Source organism: Stutzerimonas stutzeri, from assembly GCF_000952685.1.
In the GTDB taxonomy this organism is placed as follows: domain Bacteria; phylum Pseudomonadota; class Gammaproteobacteria; order Pseudomonadales; family Pseudomonadaceae; genus Stutzerimonas; species Stutzerimonas stutzeri_E.
Genome location: NZ_JYHV01000015.1, coordinates 70,727 through 82,458, shown reverse-complemented (window position 1 = coordinate 82,458; position 11,732 = coordinate 70,727). Strand labels below are relative to the sequence as shown.

Here is an 11,732-nt window from a genome sequence, read left to right as displayed (position 1 = left end):
CTTTGTCTGGCGTCGACTCCAGCGCTCGCGCACCGGGCCGTCGACCTGGGCTGGGGCACTCGCTCGGCGTTGATCCTCCCCTACTCTCGTCTCGACAGGGGGGAGGACTTCACCCAGCGAGCAACCGGTGAGATCAACCGCGGCGCGCGTCCAGACTGAAACGACCGCCACCGAACGCCACCACTTGCAACAGCCCACCCGCCATGGCGAGGTTCTTGAAGAAGTGAATGAACTGATTCTGATCACCTAGCTGGTTATGGAACGCCAGCGCGGTCACCACGCTGAACAATGCGAGACCCGCAGCTACCAGTCGAGTCCGATACCCGAGCACCAGGGCGATGCCGCCAACCAGTTCGATCAGAATGGCAAGCGTGAGAGCCAGCGCCGGGAACGGCAAGCCGACGGATTCGATATAACCGATCATTCCGGCAGGCGCGCTGACTTTCGAGAGCCCCGACAGAATGAAGATGGCGCTCAGCAGAACGCGTCCGGCGAGTGCCGTCGAAGCGAAAGCGGAAGTGGCGTTGTGGGTGGTGCTGGAGCCTGCGATTGAATGGGTCATGTCGTATTCCTCTGAGTGGGCCACCACCTTGGTGAGCCGCAATGAGGAAATGATGCACGGGAGCTTCTTAACTAAATAGCCGTTAAATTTAGATGATTAGGTTCCATAAAATAGAACAGGGCTGAAAGGGACGGCCGACTTGATCGGTCGACGATGTGCAAGCAGAGCAAGCCAAGCTTTATGAGCACCCACTTCACCCTTCACCCTTCAACCTTCAACAACAGGCGCGGGATAACCATCGTCCTAGTGGATGACGATTGGTCGTCTAATTATAATTGGTTTTTCAAAATCGAGATCTTTGTAACATGGAACCAATGATTAAAAAAATAGCAAGCACGCTGAAGGCCATTATTAAACATAAATTTCGGGCCACAGCAATATTAGTAATACTTGCATTCACCCTTTTCGGTTATTGGCTTATCGACCTCCTAATTGATGGAGATTACTTTACTAAATATAAAGAGTTAGATCCGTTTGCTAAAGAATTAGTCTCGATAGAGGGCTGGTGGCTTGAAACCCTAATAGGGGGTTGCGTCCCAATGTTCCTTGTTTTTGGCATACAGTTCTATTTGCTTAAATTTGACTTAGAGCCGGAGAAAAGAGAATTCATTTTCGCCGCCCTTCCGTTTATACCTAAACTAAAGTGGCTCACGAATAAGCCCATTATTTTTATGCTCGGCACAAGCTCAATATTTTTAGGAATGGTGTTGTATCTCGGAATTGAGGGGAACACGAAATACTTAGCAGCCTTGTTCATACCGGCATTATTGTTTTTATTTATTTACTTACTGAGAATAAGCTCATCACAAATTTCATCAGGTGAGGGTTTTTCCAAGTTCACTCATAAAAAATGTGTATCCATTGGCTGGGCCTGCATTGTTCTTTCTTTTTCCTGCTGGGTATATGCCGATGTTATTTTGCCTTTCAGTGACGCACTGAAACTCTGGAGTGAGCTCAACAAAAGCTAACAAGACGTATGGACAAGTCCCCACAACCAGTAAGAAAAAGCTTTTCCGATCCTATCGTCAGCGCGGATGCATTCATATATCCGGCGTGTTCCGGGCGATGCCCTGGCATTCTGTAGTTCGCGCAACAGGGGCCAAGCGATCAGGCGATCAAACGATCGCGAAAATCATCTTTGTTATTGGTCTTGTTCTGCTACTGGACTCGCATGTTCCGACAGCCTCGCTCTCACTACACCAATTAACCTTGATAACCCGCAGCTCTTGGCAGCGACGAGCTTAACCCGCATTTAAGCAAAATCAGAATTCATCAAGTAACGCTCCATTACGATGGTTCGCTCCTCGCCGTGAAAGGCCTCGCGTACAACAGAGTAGCCAAGCTTTTTATAGAAGCGCTCTGCTGTGATCGAAGATGGAACTCGCAAGACTTCGATTCCCAGGCCCCTCGCTGTTTGCTCGAGGGTGCTCATGAGTTGGCTGCCAATACCTTGTCCGTGCGAGGACGGATGGACAAATACGGTCCTGACAACTTGGTCATCGAGGCTGGCAGTCCCAATAACTTTGCCCGCTTCTAGAGCGACAAAAACCATGCGCTTGGATATCAACGCTGCGACAGCGTTCGGCGAAAAACTTTTCTCGACCTGCTCGATTACAGCCTGAGCATAATCCTTGGCGTTGGTGGTTCTCAGGGCTGCGATGATGACTTCGCTTATGCCTTCAGCATCATCTTCGTTGGCGGTTCTAATCTCGATTGCCATCCATCCCTCGCCAGACATCGCCGCTATTCTCCAAACAGTCCGTCCCAACACCAATAGCGTATGTGAAGCCGCCAGAACTTTAAGCTGGCGCTCATTTGAAAAAGTGACTTGGCGTCGTCCCGAACTGTTTTTTGAACATGGTGGCGAACGCGCTAGGACTGTCGTAACCCAACGCGCCTGCCACGTCGATGATTTTCTCGCCTACGGCGATGCGCTCAAGCGCCAACAGCAGCCGCGCTTGCTGGCGCCACCGACCGAACGTCATGCCGGTTTCCTTGCGAAAGAGCCGCTGGATCGTCTTCTCGTCGAGATTCAGCCGGTCGCTCCACGTCGACAGCGTTGAACCATCACTCGGGTCAGATTGCAGGGCCGAACAGATCATTTTGATCCGTCGGTCGACCGGCTGGGGCAATTGCAGAGGCAAAGTCGGCAACAGGGTGAGTTCATCGAGGATCAATCGCATGAGCCTCGCCTCGCGCGAGTCATCCTCGTAGGGTGCCGTTATCGCGACCGAGCGCTTGATCAGCTCGCTCAGAAGCGCGGAGATGCTTACGGCTCGGGTTTCATTCGGCAGTTCACGAAACAGATCAGGCCGCACAAAAACGCTACGCATCTTCACCGAGCCAACGCAGCGAATCGAATGTATCTGCCCGCTCGGCATCCAAATGCCCCGGCTGGGCGGTACGGTCCACTGGCTCACTGCGGAATGCACAACCATCACGCCTTCGATGGCGTAGATCAGTTGGTGCTTGGCGTGTGAGTGGGGTTCGATAAACCAGCCTTCCGGATAATCGGTGGCGCTGCTAATGACCGGCCAGGGCACTTCGTCCACCGCAGCCAATAATTCTTTCAACGGCTTGGGCATAATTCCCTTTTTGCGAGAGCTCTCGCCCATATCAAGCAAGACAGACAATTTATTGGAAACCTAGGATAGCGCCAGGTCCCGTGGCCAGACAGCAACACTGAAAGGAGAACGCGATCCGCGATCCATACGGCGCCTGATTTTAACGCCTGCCGAGCCGCGAATGCCGACGCCTTGCTGTATGGCCTGGTCGGACACTCACCCTAATGTTCCCTTCCCTGTGCGGATGATTTGCGATGTCCAGCAGCATTACTCCCTCGGCGACCGCCTCGGTAGCCAGCCAAGCCAGTCCCCTGGTCATGCGCGTGATCGGTGCTTGCGCCTTGGCGCATCTGATCAACGACCTGATTCAGGCCGTGCTTCCCTCGATCTATCCCATACTCAAGGCCAACTACGGCCTTACCTTTACCCAGGTAGGGCTGATTACACTGACCTTTCAGCTCACCGCGTCCTTGTTGCAGCCTTGGGTCGGCTACCACACCGACCGCCATCCCAAGCCCTGGCTGCTGCCAGCGGGCATGGTCTGTACGCTGCTCGGCATCGTCATGCTCGCCGTTGTGGGCACCTTCCCTGCGATCCTGATCGCCTCGGCGCTAATAGGCATCGGCTCCTCGACCTTCCACCCGGAAACATCGCGCGTGGCACGTCTGGCCTCGGGTGGTCGTTATGGCCTCGCACAGTCGACCTTTCAGGTCGGTGGCAATGCCGGCAGTGCCTTCGGCCCGCTGCTCGCCGCAGCCATCGTCATTCCGTACGGGCAAGGCAGCGTTGCTTGGTTCGGCCTGTTCGCGGTGTTCGCCATCCTAGTGCTCTACGGGCTCAGCCGCTGGTATCGAAATCACTTGAATCTGTTCAAGCTCAAGCAGGGGGGCAAAGCGACCCATGGGCTTTCCAGGAGGAGAGTGACCTTTGCGCTGGTGGTGCTGGCGCTGCTGGTGTTCTCCAAATATTTCTACATGGCCAGCTTTACCAGCTATTTCACCTTTTACTTGATTGAGAAGTTCGATCTGTCCATCGCTAATTCTCAGCTTTACCTGTTCCTGTTCCTCGGTGCCGTCGCCGCTGGCACCTTCTTCGGTGGCCCCATCGGTGACAGGATCGGCCGCAAGAAGGTGATCTGGTTTTCGATTCTTGGTGTCGCCCCTTTCACTTTGGCGCTGCCCTACGTCGATCTGTTCTGGACCGGGGTGCTGAGCATGATCATCGGCTTCGTACTGGCCTCGGCGTTCTCTGCCATCGTGGTCTTCGCCCAGGAACTGGTGCCGGGCAACGTCGGCATGATCGCCGGCGTCTTCTTCGGGCTGATGTTCGGTTTTGGCGGTATCGGCGCGGCACTGCTCGGGCATCTGGCAGATGTCCACGGCATCGAATACGTGTATCGGCTGTGTTCCTACCTGCCACTGCTCGGAATTCTGACGATTCTGCTGCCGTCGACCAAAGGGGTGTGAGCCGTGTGTTCCGCTCCAGCGAGCTAGCAGCTACGCAGATCGAGGTCGCCATATGCTCGGACGAAGAGATCCACGGCGGCGGCGACACGGGATTCGCTTGTCGGCATGACGGTATTCGAGTCGAGGCTGCCAACGGCCAATAGCAGGAATTGCGAGGCCGCTTGCGCAGGATCGCTACAACCTGTACAGCGGGACAATACCTTTTCAAGCTGCAAGCGGTACGGGCGGTGGCGGCGCCGCCACTGTTTGGGTGGAATGCACGCAGACTGCGAAAGAATGCGCGCAACCGTCAGCGAAGCCGGATGGGTGGCGTGCCGAACCAGCGCTTGCGCAATTGCGTTCAGCTGCATGCGTAACTGCCCATCGGGAGCATTCACCGATACCGCGTCGGGGAGCTCATTCAATCCGTCATGTACGACGGTTCGAAACAGCTCGGCCTTGCTGCCGAAACACGCATACAAGGTTCCCTTCGTCACGCCCGCGGCTTCAGCGATTAAAGCCATGCTGGAAAGCTCGTAGCCGAGCGCGGTGAAGGTATCGCTCGCCGCCTGGATCATCTCTCGCCGCTTGGCCAACCGGGCCTGTTGCGATCGATCGGGAGCGGGCACAGTCTGGGCCAAAGAATCACCTGGAAGAATCCCAACGACGGAACAGCGCGCTGGCATTGACGCCGCCGAACCCGAACCCGTTCGACAAGGCGTACTCGATCGGCATTCTTCGCGCCGTCAGGCCAACTAGATCCAGGCCGTCGGCGGCCTCGTCGGGGTTGATGAGGTTCAGCGTGGGCGGGACGATCTGATCGCGTAGCGCCAGCACCGTGAAAATGGCTTCGATTCCACCGGCGGCGCCGAGCAAATGGCCGGTACTGGATTTGGTCGAGGTAATCGCTGCGCCCGACCCTGTCCCGAACAACGATCGAATGGCGCCTAGCTCGCCCCGATCGCCCACCTGGGTAGACGTCGCATGGGCGTTGATGTGCTGCACCTCGCCGGGAGCAATACCGGCCTGCCGCAGCGCCTGCTCCATCGCGCGTCGGGCGCCGCTGCCATCCTCAGGGCCGGCCGTCAGGTGATAGGCATCGGCGCTGGTGCCGTAACCGACCAGTTCCGCCAGAGGCTGCGCGCCGCGTGCCAGAGCATGTTCCAATGACTCGATTACCAGCAGGCCAGCGCCCTCAGCCATAACGAAGCCCTCGCGATCACGATCGAACGGGCGCGATGCTTGCTGCGGACGGTCGTTGAATCCGGTGGACAACGCACGCGCCGCCGCAAAGCTTCCGAGGGTAACGCGGTGGATGGCGGCCTCGGTCCCGCCGCAGACCGCAATATCCGCTTCGCCGCTGCGGATCAGCCGGGCCGCGTCACCGATGGCCTGCACACCTGCCGCGCAGGCGGTCACCGGCGCCCCGAGCGGGCCCTTGAAGCCGTGCTGGATGGACACGTGTCCGGCCGCCATATTGGCGAGAAACGAAGGGGCGGTGAATGGCGAGAGCCGACGTGGCCCGCGACTGTCGGTGGTGCGCACAGCCTCGGCGATTGCATCGAAGCCACCGACGCCGGAAGCGATAATGGTCGCGGTTCGTTCGCGTCTTGCCTCGTCGGTGGGGTGCCAGCCCGCTTGCTCAAGCGCCTCGCGTGCAGCCACGAGAGCAAACTCGATGAAACGATCCATCTTCTTGCGGTCTTTGGCAGAGATGTGGCGATCCGGATCGTAGCCCGCCTCGCTATCGTCGGCCAAGGTGGGTACCTGCCCCGCGATGGCACAGCCGGTACCCTCCGATATTTCGTCAGGCAGCGCGCGGATGCCCGATTGCCCAGCCAACAGACGAGCCCACACCGTCGCCGTTCCACATCCCAGGGGCCCGACGACACCTGTGCCCGTCACTACGATACGGACTGAATTTCCACTACTCATTTCATACCTCGCTTTCAAATGGTCGACACACCATCAGGCTATGCAGATGACGGCCTGCGTACTGTCCTGTGGGCTCGCCCCCAGGAGCGGCACCTCCGACGGCTTAGCCGCTGGCGCTCAGATCAAGAATCAGGCAACTAGTCGAGCCGATGGCATAGAGGCGGTCCTCCACGTCGTACAGACGCCCCTCGGCGACAGCGGTCGATCGGCCTACATGCACCACCCTGCCCTCCGCGCGCACGGGCCCGACACCGGCGCGCAGTGCACGGATGTAAGTGATCCGTAGGTCAGTCGTCGTATAGCCCTGCCCTGCCTGGAGTCGGGTATGCACCGCGCAGCCCATGCAGGAGTCCAGAAGCGTCGCTGCGTAGCCGCCATGCACGCTTCCCAACGGGTTGTAATGGCGCTCGTCCGGGGTGCCCTGGAACAGGAAATAGCCTGACGCCCAGTCCACCGGTACGAAGCCCATCAGCTCGCCCATCGGTGGACGCGGCAGTTCACCCCGACCAATGGCATCGAAGAATGCATGAGGCGTCATCGCGGCGGCCTCGGCGAGCGGCACGGTACCGAGCGTTCCCAATTGGGCGCGCGCAGCGTTCTCTGCATCCAGCCAGGTGGCCAGACGTTCTTCACGTTCTGCATAGTTCATGGCGAGTCCTCGACAGATGGGCGGTTGCAAGCCTTATTAAATTATGGTCAACATATAAAACACATGATGGCCATCATGTAAAGCACGCAGCATCTATCTATCGAGGAAAGCCCCATGCCACGGCCGCTGTCACCACCACGCCCCCATCCTCATGCTGCTGACAGCGCGATGCCCATGCCGACCGATTCGGCAGATCTCCGGAGACATTCCATGCACATCGCCAACACCCACGAAACGGCACCGATCATCGGCGCTTCCAGCACCAAAATATGGGAGCGCAGCGGAGGCGGCCTCGACCACGTGCCGGCGCAGATGGTGATGGAAGTGGAAGCGATGGTGGACGCCGCCTTGTGCGGGTTCGACCTGGGCGAGACAGTCACCCTGCCGTCGTAGCCGGACGCCGAGGACTGGAACCGCCTGCTAGCGGCACGCGCGGCGTTGGGGCCGAATCTCTCGCGTAACCAGCCGGCACCGCGCGACAGAGCGAATGCCTAGGACTGCGGTATATCCGCGCCAGTCAGCTTCAGCAGGCTGGCGCGGGTGTCCTCGAGCAAGCGGTCGGACAATTGCGGATCGACCACACTGCGCGACAACATCAACGCGCCTACCAGGGCGCTGAGCACCATCGCCGCGTGCTGGTCATCTTCAAGGTGGGCGCCAATCTGCGCCAATCGGTTGCTCACCGACTCGTCGGTGACCGGGCTGGCCTGACCACGCTGGCCCAGCTCGGCCGACAGAGTGGGAAACGGGCAGCCCTGCGCCGGGGTGGCGCGGTGGCCTTTCGACAGGTAATGACGAATGAACGTGGCCAGCGGTTGGTCGCCTGAGAGGCTGCTGGTGGTGATTTCGTCGAGCTCACTCGCGCAATAACGCAGTGCCTCCTCGACCAGCTCATCCTTGGATTTGAAATGGGCGTAAAACCCACCGTGCGTCAAGTCCAGCGCTTTCATCAATGTCTGCAGGCCGGTGGCGTGCACACCGTCGCGACGAAAACGCCGTGCGGCCTCTTCGACGATGCGTTGGCGGGTCTGGGCTTTGTGATCTTCGGAATATCGCATCAGTGCCTCGATGATTCATATGCTACCCGTCATGCTACGCCTTTAGGCTGGTTGGGCAAGTCCACAGTCGCGGCGAATCCCAAGCGGTGGCAGCGAATAACAAGGGCGGCCTGGGCGATCACGTCAGCCCCCATCGGCCTGCGCCCACGGCGCGGCGGCGAAGCGTTCGGCCAGGTATTCGATCAACGCTTGCACGCGAGCCGGACGGCTGCGCCCTGGCGGGGTCACGATGTGCAGCGCGATCGACTCGACTTGCCAATCGTCCATCGCCGTCTCCAGCGCTCCCGATTGCAAGTCTTTCCAAGCCAGAAACTCCGGTTGCAGCGCCATCCCCAGTCCCGATCGCAATGCCGGTGCCAACGCCTCGGCATTGTTGGCCAACAGCGACGCGGACAGCGCCTGGGCGAACTCTCCATGCCGTTTATGGCGAAACCGCCAGTTGTTGCCACCGCGAGAGTAGCTGTACTGCAATATGCGATGTCCGGTCAGATCGCGTGGGTGGCCGGGACGCCCATGGCGCTCGAAATAGGCCGGTGAGCCAACCAGCAGGATGCGCACGGCGCACAAGCGCCTGGCCAACAAGCTGGAATCGGCCAGGGTCGAAATCCGCAGTGCCAGATCGACCCCTTGGGCAACCAGATCGACCATCTCGTCGCTGAAACTGACGTCGAGCACCACGTCGGGATGACGCGCCATGAATTCCGGCAGGAGCGGCGCGAGGTGCGAAACACCGAACGACATCGGTGCCGCAATCCGGATGGGCCCGCGCAGGCTGGTTGATTGCTCGGTTACCTCGGCCTCCACCGCCTCGCCCTCGGCCAGGATGCGAGCGGCGCGCTCCAGCGCGGCATGCCCGCTTTCGGTCAGCGACATCCGCCGTGAGGTCCGGTGGAAGAGCATGGTTTTCATGCGCGCTTCCAGTCGCGTGATGGCCTTGGAAATGGTGGCTTGCGACAGGCCCAGCTCGGCTGCGGTCCGGGCGAAGGAACCCGTTTCGGCCACCTTGGCGAAGATCGCCCAGGCTTCGAGATCCGGTAGCCTCTTCATAACACGCCTCGAATTAATTCGATCATGACCATTCCTGACTTCCTCGCGGTTACTTAGCAGGCGCCTGATATTAATCTAATAAATGGAAAGTATCTTATTCCATCCATTCCATTCTAAAGATTGTTCCTGCTGCCTATAGTGGCTCCATCGAAAACGAATCGACCTGGAGAAACAGCATGATCGAACATCGCCCTTTTAATACCCTTGGTGGCGCCCATCACGGTTGGCTCGATGCCAAGCATCATTTTTCGTTCGCCGAGTACCATGATCCGGAGCGCGTGCACTGGGGAGCACTGCGGGTCTGGAACGATGACACCATCGCTGCCAACACTGGCTTTCCACCACATCCCCACGCCGACATGGAAATCATTACCTATGTGCGTGAAGGAGCGATCACCCATGAGGACAACCTCGGCAACAAGGGTCGCACCGTGGCAGGTGACGTACAGGTAATGAGTGCCGGCACCGGTATTCGCCATTCCGAGTACAACCTCGAATCGGAGGTCACGCAGATCTTTCAAATCTGGATCATCCCCGACCGCCGTGGCGAGCCGCCAGCCTGGGGTTCCAAACCGTTTCCCAAGGATGACCGTTCCGGCCAGTTCGTGGCCTTGGCCAGCGGACTGAAAGGTGACGAGGATGCGCTGCCGATCCGCGCCGATGCGCGAGTGCTAGGCGCAACTCTGAAGGCCGGTGAGACGATCGAGTACCGCTTCGCCGATGCTGACCGCTACGGTTATCTAGTGCCGGCCAAGGGCAAGGTGGAAATCAACGGCGTGGCGCTGGAGACGCGCGATGGCGCCGCTATCCACGGCGAGACGCTCATCAGGGTCACCGCCCATGAGGGCGCCGAACTGGTGCTGGTGGACGCCGCAGGCTAAACGGCCCTGGGCATGTAAGGACGCCCAGTCGGTCGAAGATGGCAGATGTTGGCGCGATGCAGCGATGCCGGGCAACCGCATTTGACATCGCTGGGGTCGTAGGAAACGCGGGATTGCTTCGAGATAGCGGCAGCCGATCATGCCCGGCTGCCGTCTATCGATCAGTCGGTGGTACTTAAAACGCCACGCTGAATCTGATCACGCTCGATGGATTCGAACAGCGCCTTGAAGTTGCCTTCGCCGAAGCCACTGTCGCCCTTGCGCTGGATAAATTCGAAGAACACCGGCCCCAGCAAGGTGCCGGAGAAGATCTGCAGCAGCAACCGCTGTTCGCCGTTCTCGGAGGCGCCATCGAGCAGGATGCCGCGGGACTTTAGCGCTTCCACCGGTTCGCCGTGGTTGGGCAGCCGCCCTTCGAGCATCTCATAGTAGGTTTCCGGCGGTGCAGTCATGAAAACCGTGCCACTGGCCTTCAGCTTGTCCCAGGTCTGGATCAGGTCGTCGGTGAGGAAGGCGACGTGCTGGATGCCTTCACCGTTGAACTGCATGAGGAACTCCTCGATCTGCCCCGCCCCCTTCGACGACTCCTCGTTGAGCGGGATACGGATCATGCCGTCCGGCGCGGTCATAGCCTTGGAAGTGAGGCCGGTGTACTCGCCCTTGATGTCGAAGTAGCGAATCTCACGGAAGTTGAACAACTTCTCGTAGAAGTCCGCCCAGTAGGCCATGCGACCGCGGTACACGTTGTGGGTCAGGTGATCGATGATTTTCAGCCCGGCACCCACAGGGTGACGATCGACACCTTCGAGGAAGACAAAATCGATGTCATAGATCGAGCTACCTTCGCCGAAGCGGTCTATCAGGTACAGCGGCGCACCGCCGATGCCCTTGATCGCAGGCAAACGCAGTTCCATCGGGCCGGTAGGCAGCTCGATGGCCTGAGCACCCAGCTCCAGCGCACGGGTATAGGCCTTCTGCGCATCTTTCACACGAAACGCCATGCCACACACCGACGGGCCGTGCTCGGCGGCGAAATACGCCGCGACGCCCTTGGGCTCGCGGTTGACGATGGCGTTGATTTCGCCCTGACGGTACAGCGCCACATCTTTCGAGCGGTGATTAGCGACATGGGAGAAACCCATGCTCTCCAGCACCGGTTCGATGACGTTCGGGGTGGGCGAGGCGAATTCGATGAACTCGAAGCCCATGAGGCCCATTGGGTTTTCAAACAGGTCGGCCATGATTGGCTCCTTGATTAACTGTGCATGAGAGGGTCGACGCGAAAGCGTCAGGCCGGTGGTGCACAGGAAATGCCCCGAACGCTGCGACCGAGGTGGTCGCCAAGCGTGAGGCGGAAGCCAAGGATTTTCATTCAGCGACTCACTGGGGCTTCGCTGATCATCGGATAGAAATCAGCGGATCGCGGCGCCACCACCCTGCTCTGCCGGGTCAAGGTGAAACGGCGCGACTGCTTATGCTCATCAGCGTGACAGCACCGAATAGCCGGAACCGTGAGGCCATTCATCTCTCTGGACGCCCAGGCGCTCCGGAGCCGACGAGGCGAAGGGGTACGGTAGTAGGTGTGTGCATC

The 11,732-nt window shown here is 58.9% G+C and carries 12 protein-coding genes and 1 pseudogene; 4 read left to right on the top strand and 9 right to left on the bottom strand.

Annotation, left to right across the window (positions count from 1 at the left end; translation table 11 throughout):
* Positions 1–133: 133 nt before the first annotated feature.
* Positions 134–562: a DoxX family protein gene (locus UF78_RS09075; RefSeq protein WP_045161833.1), complete on the bottom strand. Its 429-nt coding sequence runs from the start codon at positions 560–562 to the stop codon at positions 134–136.
* Positions 563–867: 305 nt separating this feature from the next.
* Between UF78_RS09075 and UF78_RS09070 the strand changes: the two genes are divergently transcribed.
* On the top strand, positions 868–1,530 hold the full coding sequence (locus UF78_RS09070; protein ID WP_155397614.1) for a hypothetical protein: 663 nt from the start codon (positions 868–870) through the stop codon (positions 1,528–1,530).
* A 284-nt stretch (positions 1,531–1,814) separates the two neighbouring features.
* On the opposite strand, the gene UF78_RS09065 is transcribed toward UF78_RS09070, so the two are convergent.
* Together UF78_RS09065 and UF78_RS09060 are read right to left on the bottom strand one after the other, a co-directional pair.
* Positions 1,815–2,282, bottom strand: coding sequence for a GNAT family N-acetyltransferase (locus UF78_RS09065; RefSeq protein WP_045162058.1), 468 nt, complete (start codon positions 2,280–2,282; stop codon positions 1,815–1,817).
* A 91-nt stretch (positions 2,283–2,373) separates the two neighbouring features.
* On the bottom strand, positions 2,374–3,147 hold the full coding sequence (locus UF78_RS09060) for an AraC family transcriptional regulator (RefSeq protein WP_045161831.1): 774 nt from the start codon (positions 3,145–3,147) through the stop codon (positions 2,374–2,376).
* A 233-nt stretch (positions 3,148–3,380) separates the two neighbouring features.
* Here UF78_RS09060 and UF78_RS09055 point away from each other — a divergent pair, with 233 nt between their 5' ends.
* On the top strand, positions 3,381–4,592 hold the full coding sequence (locus UF78_RS09055) for an MFS transporter (RefSeq protein WP_045161830.1): 1,212 nt from the start codon (positions 3,381–3,383) through the stop codon (positions 4,590–4,592).
* Positions 4,593–4,615: 23 nt separating this feature from the next.
* On the opposite strand, the gene UF78_RS22440 is transcribed toward UF78_RS09055, so the two are convergent.
* From UF78_RS22440 to UF78_RS09040, 3 genes are all read right to left on the bottom strand, one after another.
* The gene (locus UF78_RS22440; RefSeq protein WP_196298649.1) at positions 4,616–5,212 is read right to left on the bottom strand and encodes a TetR/AcrR family transcriptional regulator; all 597 of its coding nucleotides are present in this window, start codon (positions 5,210–5,212) and stop codon (positions 4,616–4,618) included.
* 4 nt (positions 5,213–5,216) lie between these two features.
* Entirely contained in the window at positions 5,217–6,506 is a 1,290-nt protein-coding gene (gene fabF / locus UF78_RS09045; RefSeq protein WP_045161828.1) for a beta-ketoacyl-ACP synthase II, read from the bottom strand.
* Positions 6,507–6,609: 103 nt separating this feature from the next.
* Positions 6,610–7,155: a PaaI family thioesterase gene (locus UF78_RS09040; protein WP_045161827.1), complete on the bottom strand. Its 546-nt coding sequence runs from the start codon at positions 7,153–7,155 to the stop codon at positions 6,610–6,612.
* Between the two features lie 258 nt (positions 7,156–7,413).
* On the opposite strand from UF78_RS09040, the pseudogene UF78_RS23275 reads away from it, so the two are divergent.
* Positions 7,414–7,650, top strand: a pseudogene (locus UF78_RS23275) (SDR family NAD(P)-dependent oxidoreductase); the annotation flags it as partial.
* Here UF78_RS23275 and UF78_RS09030 read toward each other — a convergent pair.
* Both UF78_RS09030 and UF78_RS09025 read right to left on the bottom strand, forming a co-directional pair.
* Positions 7,647–8,213, bottom strand: a complete 567-nt coding sequence (locus UF78_RS09030; protein ID WP_045161824.1) for a TetR/AcrR family transcriptional regulator — start codon at positions 8,211–8,213, stop codon at positions 7,647–7,649. The pseudogene UF78_RS23275 and the gene UF78_RS09030 overlap by 4 nt on opposite strands.
* Before the next feature lie 123 nt (positions 8,214–8,336).
* Complete coding sequence (locus UF78_RS09025; protein WP_045161823.1) at positions 8,337–9,260, bottom strand: LysR family transcriptional regulator; 924 nt, start codon at positions 9,258–9,260, stop codon at positions 8,337–8,339.
* A 176-nt stretch (positions 9,261–9,436) separates the two neighbouring features.
* On the opposite strand from UF78_RS09025, the gene UF78_RS09020 reads away from it, so the two are divergent.
* Entirely contained in the window at positions 9,437–10,141 is a 705-nt protein-coding gene (locus UF78_RS09020; protein ID WP_045161822.1) for a pirin family protein, read from the top strand.
* 161 nt (positions 10,142–10,302) lie between these two features.
* Here the strand turns inward: UF78_RS09020 and hppD are convergent, their stop codons facing one another.
* Positions 10,303–11,382 (bottom strand): 4-hydroxyphenylpyruvate dioxygenase, encoded by a 1,080-nt coding sequence (gene hppD / locus UF78_RS09015; RefSeq protein ID WP_045161820.1) that lies wholly within the window; start codon positions 11,380–11,382, stop codon positions 10,303–10,305.
* Between the last annotated feature and the right edge of the window lie 350 nt (positions 11,383–11,732).